Genomic DNA, 21366 nt, shown 5'->3' with positions numbered 1-21366 from the left:
CTGCGGTTCAGCACCTGAAGCCCGGGTGCTGAACCGTCATCCTCTGGGGCAGCACCCTGCCGCGTCGCGGTTATTCGCCAGCCAGCATCGTGTCCTGCGGTGCCCGATCGCGCTGCGCTTTGGTGGCCAGGAAGTAGAGATAGCCGACCAGCATAATGGCGACAAACAGCGCCCCAATCACCGGATTAAACCACAGCATCGCCAGCAGGCAGACGACTGACAGCAGCAGGGCGATGCCCGGCACAATCGGATAGCCCGGCGCGCGGAAACTGCGCACCATCTCCGGCGCGCTGCGGCGCAGTTTAAACAGACTCAGCATGCTCATGATGTACATCACAATCGCGCCGAAGACCGCCATGGTGATCATCGCCGCCGTCAGCGTCATCCCCTGCAGATTAATGACGCCATCGCTGTAAATCGCCGCGATGCCCAGCACGCCGCCGAGAATAATCGCGCGATGCGGTGTCTGGAAACGCGACAGTTTTGCCAGCGAAGGCGGCAGATAGCCCGCGCGGGCCAGGGCAAAAAACTGCCGTGAGTAGCCGAGGATGATGCCGTGGAAGCTGGCAATCAGGCCAAACAGCCCAATCCACACCAGCATATGCATCCAGTTAGAGTGTTCGCCAACGATCATTTTCATCGCCTGCGGCAGCGGATCGTTAATGTCAGCCAGTTTGCGCCAGTCACCTGCGCCGCCCGCCATCAGCATCACGCCAATTGCCAGCACCACCAGCGTCAGGATCCCGCTGATATAGGCGCGGGGAATCGTCCGGGTCGGATCTTTCGCCTCTTCGGCTGCCATCGCTGCGCCTTCAATGGCAAGGAAAAACCAGATAGCGAAGGGAATGGCGGCGAAAATGCCGGAGAAGGCGGGCAGGCCGAAGCTGTCGCTGCCCGCCCAGCCGTGTGCGGCGAAGTTCGCCAGGCTGAAGCCAGGTGAGACCACGCCCATAAATACCAGCAGTTCAATAACTGCCAGCACGGTAACGACCAGTTCGAACATCGCCGCCAGTTTTACACCGAGAATATTCAGCGTCATAAACAGCAGGTACGCGCCGACCGCCGCGGTTTTCGGATTGAGTTCGGGATACTGCACGTTGAGATAAGCCCCGATCGCCATGGCAATCGCCGGTGGCGCAAAGACAAACTCAATCAGCGTCGCCAGACCAGCAATCAGCCCGCCGGTTTCGCCAAAGGCGCGACGGCTATAGGCAAAGGGTCCGCCCGCATGGGGGATTGCGGTGGTCAGCTCGGTGAAGCTAAAAATAAAGCAGGTGTAGAGCGTGGCGATCAGCGCGGTAGTGACCAGAAATCCCAGCGTGCCCGCCACGGCCCAGCCGTAACTCCAGCCAAAATATTCGCCTGAGATCACCAGGCCAACCGCAATCCCCCACAGATGCAGGGTGCCCAGCGTGGGCTTGAGTCTGTTTGTCATACTGTTATCCCCGTCGTTGTTGGTCTCACGCGGCGTTACACCGCCATAACTACTAAAGTAAGGGGATAATGCCGCTGCATTACTCACCACGACTTGACGCGGGCGTAGTGACTTCTGTCCTCCACGGTCAACTTACAGGCAACAACCTGGCCAGCTGCACGCTGCGGTCAACTTTGTCTCTTCTGAGGTCAAGCAGCTCACCTTCTGGCAACGCATGCTGAGATAACGCAAGTGAAAAGGAGCCGGATGATGAGCGCTAAACAATATGACAACCTGACTGATTCCCAACTGACCCTGATGGCGCAGCAGGCGCTGGCCTGTTATCCCGCTGCGCTACAGGGGCAGCTCAGCCTGCTGTGCCGCTCAGAGAATGCCACGTTCCTGGTGAAAGCGGCCGGCCGGCGTTATGCGCTGCGGCTGCATCGCGGCGATTACCATCAGAAAGCGGATATCCTCAGCGAACTGCTATGGCTCGACGCGCTGCGCGAAACCGGCATCAGGGTGCCGGAAGCCGTGCCGGACAATGCGGGCGAAACGGTGCTGACGCTGCGGCTGCCGGATGGCAGTGAGCGCTACGTGGTGCTGTTTCACTGGATCGACGGGGAGATGCCGACCACCGACGTTGATCCCCGCGCCTTTCAGCAACTGGGCCAGATTACCGCGCGGCTGCATCAGCACAGTAAACAGTGGCAGCCACCCGCGGGTTTCCAGCGCATCATCTGGGATCACCACACCATGACCAGCGCTGAGAGTCACTGGGGACGCTGGCAGGATGCGCCCAATCTGCCTCCCGCCGATCACGGCATCGTTGAACAGACGATCGCGCAGGTCGGCGCGGCGATGGCGCAGTTTGGTAAGGGATCGGATCGCTATGGTCTGATCCACGCCGATCTGCGACTGACCAATCTGCTGCTGCACAAGGGTGAAACGCGGGTGATCGACTTCGATGACTGCGGACTCGGCTGGTATCTGCACGATCTGGCGGCAGCGATCAGTTTTGTTGAGCATCATCCGCGCGCGCCAGAGTGGATCGAACACTGGATCCGCGGTTATGAGCAGGTGGCGCATATCAGCGATGCGGAGATGGCCATGCTGCCTGCGCTGCTGATCCAGCGTCGTATCCAGCTCACTGCCTGGGTAGGATCGCATGCTGAAACCGAAATGGCGCGCAGTCTCGGCCCGGCGTGGGCCAGTCACTCGGTCCGCCTCTGCCGCGATTATCTTGAGGGGAAGCCGCTGCCGGTCGGCGTCTGATGCACCAGCGGCGGGCGTGGCTGCGCCGCCGCAGTGCCGGATGCCGTGTCCGCGCGCAGTCCGGACCGCCCGCAGGCGGTGCGGCGGGGTTCAGGGACCTGGTATGGAATTTGCTCTGATCTCAGGAACGGGTGATCCACCTGACTTCTCACTGAGGCGACCATGAATCCGACACTGATCAAGCCTGATGCGTTTGCGGCCTGCTCTGCAGCAGCGGGAGCAGGCAATCACGGCGTGCTGGCTGCGGCAGCAACCGGTTTAAGCGAGTTTATTCATACTCAGGGCGGCGATGTTGAGCGCATTTTTGGCATTAGCGGCATCGATCCGGAGCGACTGGCCAGCCCAACGCTGAGCCTGGGGCTGGTTAACTACTGTCGGGTACTGGAAGAGGCGGCGCGTCACTCCGGTTTTGATAACTTCGGTTTGCACTACGGCAGGCAGTTTAAACCGCAGTCATTAGGCCTGATCGGCTATATTGGCTTGTGCTCCGATACGCTGGAACAGGCGCTGCACAATGTCGTTAACGCGTTTCCCTGGCATCAGCACGACACCTTAGCCCGGCTGGTAGATAAGGGAGAGTGCTGGCGGCTCGACTATCAGGTACGGCACGGCGCGATCCTGTCGCGCCGTCAGGATGCCGAGCTGACGCTGGGAATGTTTATGAATCTGATCCGCCACGTCGCGGGCAGACACTGGGCACCGCGCGAAGTCCATTTCGAGCATCCGCGTCCCGGGCAGTGGCACGATCACTGCAAAGTATTTGATGCGCCGGTCTGGTTCGATCAGCCGTTTAATTCGCTGGTGATCCCGAAACGCGATCTGCTGCGCGCAATGCCGGAGAGCGATCCGATCCTGTTGATGGTGATGCAGGATGCGATTCGGCGGCTGAACCGCGGGACGTCGCAGCAGAGCATGATTGAGCAGGCGCGTTCGCAGGTTAATTTATCGCTGATGCAGGGCGAGCCGGTGCTGGAAGAGGTGGCGGATAAACTCGGGCTGTCGAGCTGGTCACTGCAGCGGCGGCTGCGCGAAGAGGGCAGCAGCTTTACCGCGCTGGTGGATCAGGTGCGCTGCGAAATGGCGACGCACTATCTGCAGCAGAAGCAGCTGCCAATCTCGGAGATGGCGCTGCTGCTGGGCTACTCGGAAGTCAGCGCGTTCTCACGCGCATTCCGCCGCTGGTTTGGCATCAGTCCGCGCCAGTGGCGTCAGGAAGGTCTGGCCAGCTAACCACGCGGCGCAAAGCCAAACCACGCCGGTTGTCCTGGCTCCGGCGGCGGTGGCAGATCGCGGGTCTGTGCCACCAGCTGCCAGGCACGCAGGCAGAGTGCCTCATCCCCCTGAGTCTGCGTCACCGCATAATGTCTGCTGTGTTGCTGCCACTCCATCCGTACCAGACATTGCTGACCGGCATAACGCGCTGCATCAGTAAACTGCCGGTTCAGTAGCGGCTGCATTTGATTAGTCCAGTGACAGGGTTTGCTGTCCGGATCCTTCACAGGCTCACACAGATTTGCCACGCTATCACGCTGCTTTGACACGGGTTGCTGACAGGCGCTGAGCAACACTGCAATAATCACACCTGGCAATATTCTCACTATCGTATTAATTAAATTCATTAAATTAGCCATTTTTTTTCTAAAGATCTTGCGGTCTGCTGCCGACAGTCTACAGACCGGCCTGCTGAATGCTATGGCATTCCTCCGACTGTCGGCAGAACCAGAATTTACCGCCCCTGTGCGGATGATGTCTCTTTTCACTTCATGGATTAGAAATGCAGAAAAAATATGCCTTTGCGGCACTCTCCCTGTTAACCACCTCGCTGATCAGCGGCTGTGCCACCGAATCTTCACGGGCAATTCAGGCGCCACAGGTTCGCGCAGCCAGCCAGCCGGTTTATCAGGGCGTGCGCAGCCCGATTGCGGTAGGTCAGTTTGATAACCGCTCCTCGTACATGAACGGCATCTTCTCTGATGGCGTCGATCGGCTGGGTAATCAGTCGAAAACCATTCTGATTACCCATCTGCAGCAGACCAACCGCTTCAGCGTGCTGGATCGCAGCAACCTGAAAGAGCTGCAGCAGGAGTCAGACTTCAAACGCAGCCAGCAGAATATCAAAGGCGCGAACTACATCATCACCGGTGATATCACCGAGTTTGGTCGCAAAGAAGTAGGCGATCAGCAGCTGTGGGGCATTCTGGGCCGCGGCAAAACTCAGATCGCCTATGCCAAAGTGAATCTCAACGTGGTGGATGTCGCCACCTCTGAAGTGGTTTACAGCACCCAGGGTGCGGGCGAGTACCAGCTTTCGGCACGTGAAGTGATCGGCTTTGGCGGCACCAGCAGCTATGACTCGACGCTGAACGGCAAAGTGATGGATCTGGCGATTCGCGAAGCGGTCGATCATTTAGTGGATGGAATCAACAACGGCGCATGGCGTCCGGCTAAATAAGGAAGCAGTAAATGAAAATGATGACACTGAGCAGCCTGCTGATGGCAGCAGCGCTGCTGGCAGGCTGTGCGCCAAAAGCACCGAAAACCATCTACTACTGGGGCGACTATCAGGAACAGATTTATAGCTACTATCAGCAAAGCGGCGATCCGCTGAAGCAGATCGATGCGCTGAATCTGGATGTGGAAAAAGCCCGTGCTGCGGGTCAGCCCGTACCGCCAGGCCTGCATGCTCAGCTCGGCCTGCTCTACGCAAAAACCGGCGATACCAATAAAGCGTTTGGTCAGTTCGCTACCGAGAAGCAGCTGTTTCCCGAATCGGCACCTTACATGGATTTTCTGATGAGTAAAAAACAAGGAGTGGTACAGTGAAAAAATGGATTGCCCTGAGCGGCGCGCTGATGGTGCTGTTGCTGACCGGCTGTGCGCAGCCAAAAAAACCCTACGACTACACGGCGTTTCGTGCCAGCAAGCCCGCCTCGATTCTGGTGCTGCCTGCCGCTAACACCTCACCGGATATCAACGCTGCGCACAGCCTGAACTCGCTGGTGACGCGTCCGCTGGCCGAAGCCGGTTACTACGTCTTCCCGGTGGCGGTGGTTGAAGAGACCTTTCAGCAGAATGGCCTGACCAGCGGCAGCGACGCCCAGGCGGTCAGCGCGAAACGTCTGGATGAGATCTTCCACGCCGACAGCGCGCTCTATATCTCGATCAGCGACTATGGCAGCAGCTATCGGGTGATCGACAGCGTGACTACCGTGACCGCCAAAGCACGGCTGGTGGATTTACGCAGCGGCAAAGAGATCTGGCAGGGTTCCGCCACCGCTACCGACAATGATCAGGGCAACAATAACAACAACGGCGTGATTGGTATTCTGGTTAGCGCGGCGATCAAACAGATTTCCGACAACGTCACTGACAAAGCCCATACCGTGGCCGGGCTGACCAGCAATCGTCTGCTGGCACAGAACGAGCAGGGCGGATTACTCACTGGCCCTCGCTACAAAGTCGTCAGCGCCCGCTGATCAGACTCAGACGGGCGCTCTGGCGCCCGTTATCCCTGCGGCAGCTCCAGCTGGCTGTAACCCAGGCCATTCATTTTGCGGACTTTAATCTGCACCGGGATGCGCTCTTTCATCGCTTCCACGTGGCTGATCACCCCAATGGTTTTGCCGCTGGCGTTCAGCGCGTCCAGGGCATCCAGCGCGGTGTCCAGTGTCTGAGCATCCAGCGTGCCGAATCCCTCATCCAGAAACAGCGATTCGATGCGCGTTTTATGGCTGACCAGATCCGATAACGCCAGCGCCAGCGCCAGACTGACCAGGAAGCTCTCGCCACCTGATAACGTGCGGGTATCGCGTGCGGCGTCGGCCTGCCAGGTATCGACGACATCCAGCTCCAGCAGATCCTGCGCCCGGCGCTGCAGCAGATAACGGCCATGCAGCCGATCGAGCTGACGGTTGGCGAGCGCGACCAGATGATCCAGCGTTAATCCCTGGGCGAAGCGCCGGAATTTATCGCCGCTGGCGGAGCCGATCAGATCGTTGAGCAGGCTCCACTGCGCCAGCACCACACCATCCTGTTCAATCTGCGTCATCAGGCTCTGCTGTCGGGCGCGGAGGCTGGCGTCACTGTGCAGCTGCTGCTGAATCTGACCCTGCTGGCTGGCGTTGTCGCGCAGGGCCAGCCGTAACAGCTCCAGCTGCTGCACCAGCGCGTCCGCAGATTCCGGCATCGCGTCGGGCTTCGCCTGCTGATGGGCGCTGAGCCGCTGATGCAGATCCGCCCGTCGCGCCTGCTGCTGCTGACATTGCTGATCGAGCTGCTGCAACTGCTGGCGCAGTTGCAGCGCAGTCTGCTCATCCAGCAGCGCCTCGCGCAGGCTGGCTTCATCGGCAAATCCGGCGCGCTCCAGTGCCTGCTGCAGAGCGCTTTCCGCCTCTGCCAGTTTGCCGCTGAGCGTCTGACGCTGATTTTCCAGCCCCGACAGCTCACCCTGCAGGCGACTGACCTCAGCCTGCGCCTGTTGCAGGGCGGTGAGCTGCTGTGCCAGCTGTTCATCAGCGTGCTGAACGCGGGCCTGCAGCTGCTGACGGGCGTGGGCGACATCGCGATCGCCAAACAGCGCCAGACGCTGCTGACGCATTTCGCTGAGCTGCGCCTGGCTCTGCTGCTGCTGCTGCTGACGGATCGTGAGCTGCTGCTGTTCCTGTTCAGCCTGATGCTGCAGGGCAGTGAGCTGGGTTTCCCCTTTTAACAGCTGCGGCTGCAGGTTAGCGAGCAACTGCTCACTTTCCTGCCAGCGCTGCCAGCGTCGCTGTTGCTCCGCCAGCCACGCATCGCGATCGGCGGCATCGGGCAGGGCAAGATGGTGTGCGCTGAACTGCTGCTCAAGACGGCGCAGCAACTGCTCCCAGGCCTGCTGTTCCTGCTGCTGGCGCTGTTGCAGCGCATCCAGTGCCTGTTGCAGGCTGGTCAGCGACTGCTGCGCCAGCTGTTCGGCCTGCTGGTGCTGCTGCCAGGCCTGCAGCTGCTGAAGATGGTAATCCTTTGCGGCCTGACGCGCCTGTCCGGCGGCCTCCTGAGCCTGTCGCTGCTGCTCAAGCTGACTTTCACGTTCGCTTTGCTGCTGCTGCCACGCGGCTAAGGCCTCGCGATCGGCAAGCGGGAAGGTAAGTGCCAGCTCACCGCTCAGCGCCTGCCATTGCTGCTCAAGCAGTTCAAGCTGTTGCTGCATCCCGGCGATTTCCTCGCGCAGGGTCTGCTGCTGCACCGTTGATTGCTTCAGCTGTTCGTTTTTTGCCGTGCCCGCTTCGCGCAGTGCCTCGGTTTGCTGCTGCAGCGCAGCCCGGCGCTGCTGGTTAGCACTTACTTCCAGTGTGCTGTAGGCCCCGACGGCGGGGTGGGTGCAGGAGCCGCACAGCGGGCAGGGCTGATCGGCGGTGAGCCGGGCGCGGAAATCGCTGAGGTCGACAATCTGCTGCTCCAGCGCGCAGATTTTTTCGACATCATCCAGCTGCTGTTTTTCGCGTTTCCACGTCTCGCGCAGGCTCTGAAGTTCCGCTTCACTCTGCTGATGCGCTTTTTCCAGCGCGCTCAGCCTTTGCTGGCGCTGGCCCAGCTGCTGGTGCAGCGGCTGCCACTGCGTTGAGATCAGCAGCAGTTGCTGACGCGCCGGACGGCTGTTCTGCAACTGGCTTAATGCCTGCCGCAGTGCAGCGGGTGGATGCTGTTCATGAAGCGAAGTGAGTGCCTGCTCCGCCTGCAAAAGCGCCTGGCGGGCCTGTTGCTCCGCCTGCTGGCGCGGCAGTGACTGTTGTGCCTGCTGTTGCTGTTTTGCCTGTTGCGCATCGATCTGTTGCTGTTGCTGCTCGCGCTGTTGTGTCAGTGCCGCCAGCGTCGCCTCACGCTGTGCCAGCAGGGCAAAGTTCTCCTGCCATACCGGCAGCGAAGCGCCCCAGTGCGGCAGATCGGCAAGCTGCTCGCGTAACTGATGCTGTTCGGCAATCGCCTGCTGCCAGCCCACGACCTGCTGCTTCTGCTGCGTCAGGCTGGCCTGGGTCTGGTCGGCATGCTGCTGCTGCCGGGCATTTTCCTGCTGCTGCTCTGCAAGCTGTTGCTGCAGCGTTGTAATGCGCTGATCCAGCGGCAGCACCTGTTCCGTCAGCAGGCTCTCCTGCTGCTGCTGTTCCTGCAACGCCTGCTGGCGGGTGGTCTGAGCGGCTGCGTAGTGCTGCTGATGCTGCTGCTGCTGGTTCTGGGCCTGCTGCTGCGCCGCATTAAGCTGCTGATAGCGGCTCTCAGCCTGCTGCTGTTCACTGCGCAATGCGTCACGCTGCTGCAGTTTAATCCGCAGTTTTTCAGCCGGTTCGCTGCGAGCCAGTCGCTGGCGGTCGGTTTCAGCCGCCTGTGAGGCAGCCTGCGCCTGCTGTACTGCCGCTTCAGCCTGCGCACTTTCCTGCTGTAACTGCTCTGCCTGTTGCTGCCACTGCTGCTGTTGCTGCGCCTGCTGATAATCCGCGCTGAGCTGCTGTTCAGCCCTGGTCAGATCGCTGAGCTGCTGTTGCAGCGCGTCGCGGGCGTCGCTATCCAGCAGCGCCATCGCACCCGCCTGGCTGCGCAGCAGATCCAGCCGGGTCTTCGCCTCTTTATGACGCTCGTAGATGGCCGCGGAAATCAGGCCGTAAATTTCGGTGCCGGTCAGCTCCTCCAGCAGTTCGGCGCGTTCACTGGCTTTGGCATTCAGGAAGGCGGCGAACTGGCCTTGTGACAGCATCATTGAGCGGGTGAAGCGTTCGAAATCAAGACCTGACAGGGTTTCGATCAGCTTCAGCTTGTCACCAACCTTATCGGCAACAATGGTGTTATCGTCACAGCGCGCCAGCTCAACGCGCGGTGCCTGTAGCTTGCCGTCAGCGGTGCCGCGCGCGCGGTTCTGGCTCCAGAAGGCGCGCCACGCTTCACCTTTGATCTCAAACTCGACCTCAGCCAGACATTCTGCGCAGTCGCGGGTCATCAGCGCATTCTGGCTCTGGGAAATCGCGCCAAGGCGCGGCGTCTGGTGATAGAGCGCCAGGCAGATGGCGTCCAGCAGGGTGGTTTTACCCGCCCCGGTGGCACCGGTAATCGCGAACAGACCGTTGCTGGCAAAAGGCTCGGCGCGGAAGTCGATGAACCATTCACCGCGCAGGGCATTGAGGTTTTTAAACCGTAGCGTAAGGATCTTCATTGGGTCTCTTCCATGGCGGCCAGCGTCTGGCGGAACAGCGTGGTCATCTCGTCGATTTGCGCCGGTTGCAGCGCCTCATCCAGCGCCAGGCGGCGGGCAAAGACCTCTTCCACCTTCAGCTCACTCAGTGTTTCGTTGTCGAGCCGCGCCAGGCTCTGCTGCCGCTGTTCACGACTGCGGCGCAGCAGCAATACCTCGACCGGCAGTGTGGCGGTCAGGGTTTCGACCTGACGTTGCAGATCGCTGAGGTACTCCTGAGTGGTCACTTCGATGTCGAGCCAGGTCGGTTTTTCCTGCTCTGCCGCACTGAAGGCATTTAGCTGTTCTGCAATCTGCGCCAGCGATCCTTTCAGCACCTGCATCGGCTGCGCCTGCGGCACCACCAGCGGCGTGACTGACTGCAGGCCGCTGGCCGCCAGTTCCAGCAGGAAGACGCTTTTTTCCACGCCCAGCTCATCAAAGCTCAGCGGAATCGGCGAGCCGCTGTAGCGGATATGCTCGCTGCCCGCCACGCGCTGGGCGCGATGAATATGGCCGAGCGCAATATAGTCAGCCGCCGGAAAGGCGCTGGCCGGGAAGGCGTCCAGCGTGCCGATATAGATGTCACGTACGGAATCGCTCTGGCTGACGCCGACGGTAGTGAGATGACCGGTAGCAATGACTGGCAGCGCATAACCCAGTGCCTGGGCAGCGGCGAAACGCTGCTGATAGTGGTGGGCGATTGCCTCCAGCAGCGAGGTCTGTTTGTCGCGGCCCGACTGACCCGCCCGGCTGCGCAGGATGTCGCGCGGGCGCAGATAGGGAATGGCACACAGCAGCGCGCCCGGTTCGCCCTGACGGGTGTTGAGCAGCAACACATCATCCTGCGCCTGCGGAGTCGCGATCACCCGGGTATTGAGACAGGCGAGCAGCTCGCGCGACTCATTCAGCGTCGCCACAGAGTCGTGGTTACCCGCCAGCACAATCAGCTGACAGCCGGTGGGCTGCAACGCCACCACGAAGCGGTTAAACATCTCGCGGGCGTAGCTGGGCGGCGTGCCGGTATCAAACAGGTCGCCTGCAATAATCAGCGCATCCACCTGATGCTGTTCAATCTGGATCAACAGCCAGTCGAGAAACGCCTGATGTTCCGCCGCCCGACTTTTGTTGTAGAAGAACTGCCCCAGATGCCAGTCCGCAGTATGAATAATGCGCATGATGAGTCCCTGCCGTTGTGATTCGCCGGGGGATTATACTGGCTCTGCGACCAAAGCAAAAAAATGTCGCTGCGCTGTCATAAATGATTACCAGTGAGGTTACAGGCAGGTTATGTTTTTCATAAAAGTGTCACAAATCTGACGCATAATGACGCCGCGAATCTCAGTGACAGCCGTCATAATCAGCAGGAGTAATAATGGCTAAGCGCATTTTGGTTGTGGAGGATGAAGCCCCCATCCGTGAAATGTTGTGTTTTGTTCTGGAGCAGAACGACTATCAGCCAATCGAGGCGGAAGATTATGACAGCGCCGTTGGCAAGCTGATTGAACCCTGGCCCGATCTTATTTTGCTGGACTGGATGTTACCCGGTGGCAGCGGTATTCAGTTTATCAAGCATCTGAAGCGCGAGGCGATGACCCGTGATATCCCGGTGATGATGCTCACCGCGCGCGGCGAAGAGGAAGATCGGGTACGTGGCCTGGAAGTGGGTGCCGATGATTACATTACCAAGCCGTTTTCACCCAAAGAGCTGATGGCGCGGATCAAAGCGGTGATGCGCCGCATTTCGCCGATGGCGGTGGAAGAAGTCATTGAGATGCAGGGGCTGAGTCTGGATCCCTCCTCACATCGCGTGATGTCCGAAACCACGCCGCTGGAGATGGGCCCTACCGAATATAAGCTTCTGCACTTCTTTATGACCCACCCGGAACGAGTCTACAGCCGCGAGCAGCTGCTGAACCACGTCTGGGGCACCAATGTGTATGTGGAAGATCGCACTGTCGATGTTCACATTCGCCGTTTACGTAAAGCGCTGGAGGTCTCCGGCCACGATCGCATGGTACAAACCGTCCGTGGAACAGGGTATCGTTTCTCTGCCCGCTACTAAACGGAGCCTTTACCGTGCTGGAACGCCTCTCCTGGAAGAGATTATTGACAGAACTGCTGCTGGCCTGTCTGCCCGCGGCGCTGCTGGGCCTGCTGCTTGGCGGCCTGTCCTGGTGGCTGCTGCTGAGCGTGCTGGTGGTGCTGTTGTGGCATTTCCACAATCTGATGCGGCTGTCGCACTGGCTGTGGCTCGACCGCACCATGACGCCACCGACCGGGCGTGCCAGCTGGGAACCGCTGTTTTATGGGCTTTACCAGATGCAACTGCGCAACCGGCGGCGGCGGCGTGAACTGGGCAACCTGATTAAACGCTTCCGCAGCGGGGCCGAGTCGCTGCCGGATGCGGTGATCCTGACCACGGAAGAGGGCACGATTTTCTGGTGTAACGGCCTGGCGCAGCAACACCTTGGCCTGCGCTGGCCGGAAGATAATGGCCAGAATATCCTCAATCTGCTGCGTTACCCGGAGTTCTCCCGCTATCTTCGTCAGCGCGATTTTGACAAGCCGCTGACGCTGGTGCTGAACAACAAACTTCACATGGAATTCCGCGTCATGCCCTACAGCGAGGGGCAATGGTTACTGGTGGCCCGTGATGTGACGCAGATGCATCAGCTGGAAGGGGCGCGCCGCAACTTCTTTGCCAACGTCAGCCATGAGTTACGTACACCGCTCACCGTGCTGCAGGGCTATCTGGAGATGATGAACGACTCGGTGATGAGCGAGCCTTCGCGCAGCAAAGCGCTGCACACCATGTCGGAGCAGACGCGTCGAATGGACAGCCTGGTGAAACAGCTGCTGACGCTGTCGCGCATTGAAGCCGCGCCTGCGATCGATCTCAAAGAGAAGGTCGATGTGCCGGTGATGCTGAAACTGCTGCAGCATGAGGCGGCGACACTGAGTGGCGGTCGGCACGATATCCATTTTCATACCGATCCCCATCTGAAAGTGTTCGGCAACGACGAACAGCTGCGCAGCGCCATCTCCAACCTGGTTTACAACGCGGTGAATCACACTCCGGAGGGCACGCGGATCGATATCAGCTGGCTGCGTGGCAAGCAGGGCGCAACCTTCCGGGTGTGCGACAACGGGCCGGGTATTGCCTCAGAACATATTCCGCGTCTGACCGAGCGGTTCTACCGGGTTGATAAAGCGCGTTCACGCGCCACCGGCGGCAGCGGGCTGGGACTGGCGATTGTGAAACATGCGCTGAGCCACCACAACGCGCGGCTCGATATCACCAGCGTGCCGCATAAAGAGACCTGTTTTACCTTTACGCTGCCCGCGAGGTTGATTGTCAGCAGCGTGATGCAGGAGAATGCCGTTCATTAATCGCTGCCGGATCTCGCTGATGCGCCTCCTTCTTTTGTTAATCATCTCTCTGCTGCCGGGCCTGGCGCTGGCCCAGCCCGGCGCGCTCTCCGGCAATCTCAGCAGCGTCGGATCTGACACGCTCGGCTATCTGATGACCCTGTGGGGCGAAGATTTCAGCCGCCAGGCACCGGGCGTGAATGTGCAGGTTCAGGCCTCTGGTTCGTCTACCGCGCCGACCGCGCTGGCGGCGGGTGCCGCTCAGCTCGGGCCGATGAGCCGACCGATGCAAGCCGACGAACGCCAGGCCTTTGAGGCGCGCTACGGCTATCCGCCGCTGGCGGTACCGGTGGCGATGGATGCCCTGGTGGTGGTGGTCAATCAGCGCAATCCACTGCAGCAGATTGAACCGCATCAGCTCGACGCTATTTTCTCCATTACCCGCCTCTGTGGCGCGCACAATGTGCCGCTGCGCTGGGGTGATCTTGGTTTAACCGGCGACCCGTGGCGCAAACGACCGATTCAGCGTTATGGCCGCAACTCCGCCTCCGGCACCTGGGGGTTCTTCAAACAGCAGGTGCTGTGCAAAGGCGATTTCCGCAGCGACGTAGCGGAGTTTCCCGGCTCGGCCGCGGTAGTGCAGGCGGTGGCCGGTAATGCGCGCAGCATCGGCTACGCGAGTTTTGGCTTTCACCTCAGTGGCGTAAAAATGCTGGCGGTGATGAATGACCAGGGGCAGGCGATTGTTCCGGATGCCGATGCTATCCGCAGTGGCCGCTATCCCTGGGCGCGTCCGCTCTATCTCTACGTCAACAAAGCGCCGGGTAAACCGCTGCCGCCGCTGGTGGCCGCGTTTCTGCAGCAGGTGCTTTCTCCTCAAGGCCAGCGACGGGTCAGCGAAGCGGGCTACCTGCCGCTGTCTGAAAGCCAGATGGCGCAGGCGCGCGCAGCGCTGCAATAATCTTCCAACCTGAATTTTTTTCACCATCGCTGAATTTTCTTCAGTTGCAGACAAAGGTGACTCGTGTCACTCTGCATTCAGACATATAGCCATCCAGATGGCTATTTATATCAGAATGTAATTATTTCCTGCCGTAATCATTTGCAGGAGAGACAGGAGTGATCATGCAAAGAGAAACCGCCCCGTTCCGCGCCGACACCGTTGGCAGCTTCCTGCGTCCCGCTGCGATTAAGCAGGCACGCGAACAGTTTGCAGCCGGAGAGATTGATGCCGCCGCCCTGCGTCAGGTTGAAGATGCGGCAATCCGCGACGTGGTCGCGAAACAGCGTGAAAATGGTCTGAAAGTGGTGACAGACGGCGAGTTCCGCCGTGGCTGGTGGCACTTCGACTTCTTCTATGGTCTTGACGGCGTTGAGAGCTATGAAGCAGAGCAGGGCATTCAGTTTAATGGCGTGCAGACCAAAGCGCATGGCGTGAAAGTGGTGAGCAAACTCGGTTTCCCGGCGGATCACCCGATGCTCGACCATTTCCGCTTCCTGCAGAGTATTGCCGGTGATGCGGTGCCGAAGATGACCATTCCCAGCCCCAGCGTGCTGCACTTCCGTGGTGGCCGCAAAGTGATTGATTCGGCGGTCTATCCGGATCTGGCGGACTACTTCGACGATCTGGCGCAGACTTACAAACAGGTGATCAAGGCGTTTTACGACGCGGGCTGCCGCTATCTGCAACTGGATGACACCGTCTGGGCGTATCTCTGTTCCGAAGATCAGAAGCGCGATATCCGCGCACGTGGCGACGATCCGGATCAGCTGGCCCAGACCTATGCGCAGGTGCTGAATAAAGCGCTGGAAGATAAACCTGCCGATCTGACCGTGGGTCTGCATGTCTGTCGCGGTAATTTCCGCTCAACCTGGATCTCAGAGGGCGGCTACGGACCTGTGGCAGAAATCCTGTTCGGCAGCGTCAACGTGGATGCATTCTTCCTGGAGTATGACAACGCCCGTTCCGGCGGCTTTGAGCCACTGCGTTACGTTAAGCCGGGCCATCAGCAGGTCGTTCTGGGCCTGATTACCACCAAAGTGGGTGAGCTGGAAGATCCGGCGCAGGTGAAAGCCCGGCTGGAAGAGGCGACGCAGTATGTCAGCCTGGACCAGATCTGCCTCAGCCCGCAGTGCGGCTTTGCCTCTACCGAAGAGGGCAATAGCCTGAGCGAAGCGGAGCAGTGGCAGAAGATTCGTTTAGTGGTCGATATCGCTAATCAGGTCTGGTAATGCTGTAACGTTGTGCAGACAGGCGCGTAAAACGCGCCTTTTGTGTATCTTCCGGGCCATTTATGCGGGGTTTTCTCACGCTCTGTCTGTTATTTAAGCACATCATCTTGTGTGCCTGCGGCAAAAATTAACGCTATCCACTGCCTTTTGAAAAAATGGCGGCATAACCTTCTGGTTTTCCGATCCTGTATTGCCTTTCACCGCTATAAACGTTTTACTTAGCGCCGTTGTCGATCCATCCCTCTGTGAACAGAATAAAAGCAGCTTAAATCACCTGCGCTTTACCCTGCGACGAGCATAATGCGCTGACATTGTCAGCCTGGTCGCGGTTTGCACGCAGCGAGGGGACAACACTAACCCAACTTCCACCGCAACATCAGTGACAGGCCGTATGACACATCGTTTAACTTCGAAGGACATTCTCGCGCTGGGCTTTATGACATTCGCCCTGTTTGTTGGCGCGGGCAACATCATTTTCCCGCCCATGGTCGGTATTCAGTCTGGCGAACACGTCTGGACAGCCGCGATTGGTTTTCTGATTACCGCAGTCGGTCTGCCTGTGATGACTGTGATCGCGCTGGCCCGCGTCGGCGGCGGCGTGGATGCGCTCAGCACCCCCATTGGCAAGGTCGCTGGCATCGTGCTGGCCACCGTGTGCTATCTGGCTGTCGGGCCGCTGTTTGCCACCCCGCGCACGGCAACCGTCTCGTTTGAGATGGGCATTGCACCGCTGACCGGCGATGGCGCGCTGCCGCTATTCATCTATAGCCTGATCTACTTCGCGCTGGTGATTGGCGTGTCGCTCTATCCGGGCAAGCTGCTCGACACGGTAGGGCACTTCCTGGCACCACTAAAAATTATCGCGCTGACCGTGCTGGGTGTGGCTGCACTGGTCTGGCCTGCGGGCGGTACCATTCCGGCGACCGCGGATTATCAGCGTGCGGCGTTCTCCAGCGGTTTTGTTAATGGCTATCTGACCATGGATACGCTGGGCGCGCTGGTGTTCGGCATCGTGATCGTTAATGCCGCCCGTTCACGCGGCGTTGATAATGCCGCACTGCTGACCCGTTATACCGTGCTGGCAGGACTGATTGCCGGTCTGGGGCTGACGCTGGTCTACCTCTGCCTGTTTAAACTGGGCGCGGGCAGCGGCGCGCTGGTGGATCAAAATGCCAATGGTGCCGCGATTCTGCACGCGTATGTTCAGCATACCTTTGGCAGCATGGGCAGCTTCTTCCTGGCCGCGCTGATCTTCGTCGCCTGTATGGTGACCGCCGTCGGCCTGACCTGTGCCTGTGCGGAATTTTTTGCGCAATACCTGCCGTTGTCGTATAAAACGCTGGTGTTTATTCTGGGTCTGTTCTCGATGGTGGTGTCGAATCTCGGCCTGAGCCACCTGATTCAGATCTCCATCCCGGTACTGACGGCGATCTATCCGCCCTGTATCGTGCTGGTCGTACTGAGTTTCACCCTTAACTGGTGGAATAAGAGCAGCCGGATTATCGCGCCAGCGATGCTGGTAAGCCTGCTGTTTGGCATTGTTGATGCGATTAAAACCACCGGGTTTAAAGATTTGCTACCGGCATTCAGTCAGCATCTGCCGCTGGCTGACCAGGGTCTCGCCTGGTTGCCACCGTCGCTGGTAATGCTGCTGATTGCCGCTGTTGTGGATCGGGTGAAAGGACCGGAACAGGTGACGGTTCACTCGTAACAGAGCGCACTGATTCTTCTTTAACCACGGGCTTGCCCGTGGTTTTTTCATTTCACAGGTACAGGTTGTTATGCAAGAAACCAACAAGCTCAAACGCGGACTGAGCACGCGCCACATCCGTTTTATGGCGCTGGGATCGGCGATTGGCACCGGGCTGTTTTACGGTTCCGCCGACGCGATAAAAATGGCCGGACCGAGCGTGCTGCTCGCCTATATCATCGGCGGAGCAGTAGCCTACATCATCATGCGCGCGCTGGGTGAGATGTCCGTTAACAATCCTCAGGCCAGCTCATTCTCACGCTACGCGCAGGACTATCTTGGGCCGATGGCGGGCTATATCACCGGCTGGACCTACTGTTTTGAAATCCTGATTGTGGCGATTGCGGACGTCACCGCATTCGGCATCTACATGGGCGTCTGGTTCCCCGAGGTGCCGCACTGGATTTGGGTGCTGAGCGTGGTGCTGATCATCGGTGCCGTCAACCTGATGAGCGTGAAGGTGTTCGGCGAAGTGGAGTTCTGGTTCTCCTTCTTCAAAGTCGCCACCATCATCGTAATGATTCTGGCCGGTTTCGGCATGATTATCTGGGGGATTGGCAATGGCGGTCAGCCGACCGGTATCCATAACCTGTGGACCAACGGCGGCTTCTTCGCCCACGGCGTCGTCGGCATGCTGCTGTCGCTGCAGATGGTGATGTTCGCCTATGGCGGCATCGAAATCATCGGTATCACCGCCGGTGAAGCGAAAGATCCGGAGAAGTCGATTCCGCGCGCGATTAACTCGGTACCGTGGCGCATTCTGGTCTTTTATGTCGGCACGCTGTTTGTGATTATGTCGATCTACCCGTGGAACCAGGTGGGGACGTCGGGCAGCCCGTTTGTGCTGACCTTCCAGCATCTGGGGATCGCCGCAGCCGCCTCGATTCTCAACTTCGTGGTGCTGACCGCGTCACTTTCGGCGATTAACAGCGATGTCTTTGGCGTGGGCCGCATGCTGCACGGGATGGCGCAGCAGGGTCATGCGCCGAAAGTCTTTATGAAGGTCTCGTCGCGCGGGATTCCGTGGGTGACGGTGGTGGTGATGATGTTCGCCATGCTGATTGCGGTCTATCTCAACTACCTGATGCCGGAAAAAGTCTTCCTGGTGATCGCCTCGCTGGCGACCTTTGCAACGGTGTGGGTCTGGATCATGATTCTGCTGTCGCAGATCGCCTTCCGTCGCAAAATTGGCAAAGAGGCGGCGAGTAAGCTGCAGTTTGCGCTGCCAGGTGGCAGCTGGACGGCGGGTGTTGGCGTGGCGTTCCTCTGCTTTATTATCGGTCTGATTGGTTATTTCCCCGATACCCGCATTTCACTCTATGTTGGCATGGTGTGGATTGTGCTGTTGCTGCTGGGCTATAAGCTGGTACGTAAACCACGCTAATCTCCTGCTCTGCTCTCCCTATTTTTGGGGGAGCAGAACCCGCCATTTTCCTCTTTTATTTTCTCATATCACTGCTTATTTTTGTGATCTGCGCCAAAACGCTGACTTCTTTTATTACGCGTTAAGCCACTGTCAGCGAAATAAGACTCTGCGCCCGTTTATTACGGCGCATCTATCCCGAAAACATTATTTAAACGGGCAGTGAATATCGCTGAAGGTTACAGGCGGGCAAAGGTGTTAATGGTGCTTCATGCGCAGGAACGTGCCGCTATACGGGCACAGCGTACTAAAGAAGCCGAGAGGCGAAAATAAAAAACGGCGAAACCAGTCGCCGAAATACGCAAGAATTACAGGAAAATAGATAATAAAGGGATGATTGACAGGACTATCGTAAATGAAAATGCGTGGCGCTGATAGTCAGGTTAATTAAATAAGAAAAGGTCGGAGTGACGTTAATTAACAGCGGTTAACATTATTAAGGCCGCATTGCGGCTGCGGCCTTAATTTGATTAGCGACAGACTCAGGGAAATATAACCGAAACCGGCAGTACAGCGCTGTTATCCAGGTTTTTCCGGAGCTGAGTCAGTGTGGATTGATAAGGGCAGAGCAGGCCGACATCGGTAACTCTGCAGTCAGGCTGATGCCATTCCTGGTGTAATAACGGATGTTTATCATCAATCGGTTGCAGGTGACGGAGTCCATCCAGACTCTGCGCCTGAAAATAGAGCCGTAAAAAACGCTCGCCGCTGCGCGTGTCGCGCCAGCGCTCCAGCACCAGACTGCTGCCCGGCGGAATGTTACCGCGCGAGTAGCCGGGTAACTGCCAGTTAAAGTCCATCAGGGTGCGCACCATCGCAATGTTGGTGTCATGCGCGACGAAAATCAGCCAGCGGCCCGGCGAGCTATCGGCAGCGATCGCCTCCAGCATCGTGTTGAGCAGTATCGAGCCACGGCGTTGCGCCAGGTAGAATAGGTCGTTGCTGAGATCGTAGTTGGCGGTCAGCAGCGGCAGCAGGGAGGTGATCTGCGCGGCCGAAGTGATGTGTCCCCAGGCGAGCTGATCGAAAGGCAGGTTTTCGCTGTAGCCCAGTCGCAGCGTCTCAACCATGCTCGCCATCACGCTCAGCCCGTAAACGTAACTATTCCCGTTGCGGGTTTGCCGGAACGTCCAGGGCGCATCAAACAGGGGACAAGCCGTTGCGGGGGGACAGACGGCGGCTTTCAGTTGCTGAATCGCCGGCTGCAGTTGCTGTTGCAGGAGTGCCAGATCGCCCGCTTTCTGCTGTTTAGCCGCCAGTTCCTGCGCGGGATCGGTCCGGGTGACCGTCAGCTTTTCACTCTGAAACAGGGGATCAACATCGCCCGCGACGTGATGCACGGTTACGCCGCAGCCGGGAAACGCGCCGTCCGTCAGCGCCGCAGCCGTGGCACGGGTGCGCTGCAACGGACTGGCGCGCACGTAGACCTGATCGGCGTCCGGACAGCCCGTACCCAGCAGGCCGAGCTGGCGATAGTGCTCGCCTTCCCAGCGTCCTTTATTCACCACGGCACTGTAGCCATGACCCGTCAGCTCGCCATCGGCAGTGGTCCACTGTGTCCAGGGTTGCTGGCTGGCGGCTTCAATCTCTTTACGATTGCCTGGCGTGGGCGGACGTACGCCGTGACGGCTCAGCTCAACCACTTTCTCCAGCTGGTAATCCGCCGCCTGTGTCGCCGGGCTTAACAGCCAGAGAGAACCGAGCATCAGCGCACAGCGGCAAAGGGTTGGCAGCGTCATTTACTCTTCCAGTGCGCCGTTGCCGGTCAGCGCTTTAATTTTTGGATACAGGGCCGCATTGGCCAGCAACACCGGGTTACCGTTTTTCAGGCCTTCATTACGCAAATAATCATTGGTGACGCCGCCTGCTTCGCGCATAAGAACGATGCCCGGCAGACTATCCCACGGATGCATATGCGCTTCGTAGTAACCAATCAGCCGACCGGCTGCCGCCCAGGCGCTGGTCAGCGCACCCGAACCGATGCGAATAAACATACCACCCTGTTCAATTAAGCCGCCGATCAGGCGTGAGACGCTTTCGCCCGGCGTCCGGCTGGAGTTACTGATGCCAAGTAATCCCTCATTGAGATGCGCTGCGTCATGAACCTGCAGGCGACTTTCATTCAGCCATGCTCCCTGGCCTGCCCGTGCGTGGAACAGCTCCTGATGATTGGGATCGCAGACTACACCGATCACCGGTTCGCCTTCGCAGAGCACCGCCAGCGAAACGCACCAGTTAGGCAGGCCGTTGACGAAACAGGCGGTGCCATCGATTGGATCGACAACCCAGATAAAGGGCGCGCCCTCAACCTCGCCGCCGCTTTCTTCGCCATAGACGCTATCCTCAGGAAAACGTTCAGCAATTAAGGTCTTAATTAATGCCTCAACGTTACGATCAGCCTCGCTGACCACGTCCTGCAAATCCCTTTTGTGTTCCACTACCAGTGTCTGACGCTGCTGATACCATGATAAGGCCCGGCTGCCCGCCGCACGGGCGATGTCGCAGGCGTAACGGTAACGCGCGTCTATTTCAGAATGCGAAGCGGATGACATCTTTTCCTCTTATGATTTTTTTGCCATAACGAACGGAAGGCGCGCCTGAACAGGCGGTCTGGCTGTGAAATTGACTTCACTATTGTTAAGAAAGGCTTCATTAAGCCGCAGATAAGCAGCAATGGCAAGATGGTGCTGAGCCGGGTGGCC

At 58.7% G+C, this 21366-nt stretch carries 17 protein-coding genes; 11 read left to right on the top strand and 6 right to left on the bottom strand.

Features of this window, described 5'->3' with window-relative positions:
* Window positions 1–70: 70 nt before the first annotated feature.
* A complete protein-coding gene (gene eat / locus F3I20_RS14175) occupies window positions 71–1435 on the bottom strand; it encodes an ethanolamine permease (protein ID WP_150037833.1) in 1365 nt (454 codons plus the stop codon).
* A 249-nt stretch (window positions 1436–1684) separates the two neighbouring features.
* On the opposite strand from eat, the gene F3I20_RS14170 reads away from it, so the two are divergent.
* Both F3I20_RS14170 and qhpR read left to right on the top strand, forming a co-directional pair.
* On the top strand, window positions 1685–2689 hold the full coding sequence (locus F3I20_RS14170) for a phosphotransferase enzyme family protein (RefSeq protein WP_150037868.1): 1005 nt from the start codon (window positions 1685–1687) through the stop codon (window positions 2687–2689).
* A 162-nt stretch (window positions 2690–2851) separates the two neighbouring features.
* Window positions 2852–3919, top strand: coding sequence for an AraC-like transcriptional regulator QhpR (gene qhpR, locus F3I20_RS14165; RefSeq protein WP_150013091.1), 1068 nt, complete (start codon window positions 2852–2854; stop codon window positions 3917–3919).
* On the opposite strand, the gene F3I20_RS14160 is transcribed toward qhpR, so the two are convergent.
* The gene (locus F3I20_RS14160) at window positions 3916–4308 is read right to left on the bottom strand and encodes a cell envelope integrity TolA C-terminal domain-containing protein (RefSeq protein ID WP_150013093.1); all 393 of its coding nucleotides are present in this window, start codon (window positions 4306–4308) and stop codon (window positions 3916–3918) included. The two genes, qhpR and F3I20_RS14160, sit on opposite strands and share 4 nt — an antisense overlap.
* 155 nt (window positions 4309–4463) lie before the next feature.
* On the opposite strand from F3I20_RS14160, the gene F3I20_RS14155 reads away from it, so the two are divergent.
* Genes F3I20_RS14155 through F3I20_RS14145 form a run of 3 tightly spaced genes read left to right on the top strand, consistent with a single transcriptional unit; the run spans window position 4464 to window position 6165 of the window.
* A complete protein-coding gene (locus tag F3I20_RS14155; RefSeq protein ID WP_098051351.1) occupies window positions 4464–5141 on the top strand; it encodes a CsgG/HfaB family protein in 678 nt (225 codons plus the stop codon).
* A gap of 11 nt (window positions 5142–5152) precedes the next feature.
* Entirely contained in the window at window positions 5153–5512 is a 360-nt protein-coding gene (locus F3I20_RS14150) for a DUF4810 domain-containing protein (protein ID WP_150037832.1), read from the top strand.
* Window positions 5509–6165, top strand: coding sequence for a DUF799 domain-containing protein (locus tag F3I20_RS14145; RefSeq protein WP_150037831.1), 657 nt, complete (start codon window positions 5509–5511; stop codon window positions 6163–6165). Before F3I20_RS14150 ends, F3I20_RS14145 begins: the two co-directional genes overlap by 4 nt.
* Window positions 6166–6194: 29 nt before the next feature.
* On the opposite strand, the gene F3I20_RS14140 is transcribed toward F3I20_RS14145, so the two are convergent.
* Both F3I20_RS14140 and sbcD read right to left on the bottom strand, forming a co-directional pair.
* Window positions 6195–9869 carry an AAA family ATPase gene (locus F3I20_RS14140; protein WP_150037830.1) on the bottom strand — a complete coding sequence of 1225 codons (3675 nt, stop codon included), beginning with the start codon at window positions 9867–9869 and terminating at the stop codon, window positions 6195–6197.
* A complete protein-coding gene (gene sbcD / locus F3I20_RS14135) occupies window positions 9866–11065 on the bottom strand; it encodes an exonuclease subunit SbcD (protein WP_150013103.1) in 1200 nt (399 codons plus the stop codon). The genes F3I20_RS14140 and sbcD overlap by 4 nt, the downstream gene beginning before the upstream one ends.
* Window positions 11066–11262: 197 nt before the next feature.
* On the opposite strand from sbcD, the gene phoB reads away from it, so the two are divergent.
* The 6 genes from phoB (at window position 11263) to proY (ending at window position 18625) form a co-directional block, all read left to right on the top strand.
* Complete coding sequence (gene phoB, locus F3I20_RS14130; protein ID WP_003852491.1) at window positions 11263–11952, top strand: phosphate response regulator transcription factor PhoB; 690 nt, start codon at window positions 11263–11265, stop codon at window positions 11950–11952.
* A 14-nt stretch (window positions 11953–11966) separates the two neighbouring features.
* Window positions 11967–13280, top strand: a complete 1314-nt coding sequence (gene phoR, locus F3I20_RS14125; RefSeq protein WP_150013105.1) for a phosphate regulon sensor histidine kinase PhoR — start codon at window positions 11967–11969, stop codon at window positions 13278–13280.
* A gap of 19 nt (window positions 13281–13299) precedes the next feature.
* The gene (locus tag F3I20_RS14120; protein WP_150037829.1) at window positions 13300–14220 is read left to right on the top strand and encodes a PstS family phosphate ABC transporter substrate-binding protein; all 921 of its coding nucleotides are present in this window, start codon (window positions 13300–13302) and stop codon (window positions 14218–14220) included.
* A 164-nt stretch (window positions 14221–14384) separates the two neighbouring features.
* Complete coding sequence (locus F3I20_RS14115) at window positions 14385–15491, top strand: cobalamin-independent methionine synthase II family protein (RefSeq protein WP_150037828.1); 1107 nt, start codon at window positions 14385–14387, stop codon at window positions 15489–15491.
* Window positions 15492–15882: 391 nt separating this feature from the next.
* Window positions 15883–17202, top strand: a complete 1320-nt coding sequence (brnQ, locus tag F3I20_RS14110) for a branched-chain amino acid transporter carrier protein BrnQ (protein WP_013356963.1) — start codon at window positions 15883–15885, stop codon at window positions 17200–17202.
* Between the two features lie 70 nt (window positions 17203–17272).
* Window positions 17273–18625, top strand: coding sequence for a proline-specific permease ProY (proY, locus tag F3I20_RS14105; RefSeq protein WP_150013111.1), 1353 nt, complete (start codon window positions 17273–17275; stop codon window positions 18623–18625).
* Window positions 18626–19146: 521 nt separating this feature from the next.
* Here the strand turns inward: proY and F3I20_RS14100 are convergent.
* Together F3I20_RS14100 and F3I20_RS14095 are read right to left on the bottom strand one after the other, a co-directional pair.
* Entirely contained in the window at window positions 19147–20403 is a 1257-nt protein-coding gene (locus tag F3I20_RS14100; protein WP_150037827.1) for a histidine-type phosphatase, read from the bottom strand.
* Window positions 20404–21216 carry an inositol monophosphatase family protein gene (locus tag F3I20_RS14095; protein ID WP_150019477.1) on the bottom strand — a complete coding sequence of 271 codons (813 nt, stop codon included), beginning with the start codon at window positions 21214–21216 and terminating at the stop codon, window positions 20404–20406.
* Window positions 21217–21366 lie beyond the last annotated feature (150 nt).

Origin of the sequence: Candidatus Pantoea gossypiicola (genome assembly GCF_008632075.1) — a bacterium.
GTDB lineage: Bacteria > Pseudomonadota > Gammaproteobacteria > Enterobacterales > Enterobacteriaceae > Pantoea > Pantoea gossypiicola.
Note: the sequence above shows the minus strand (reverse complement) of the source record. Positions and strands in the feature narration are given on the sequence as shown.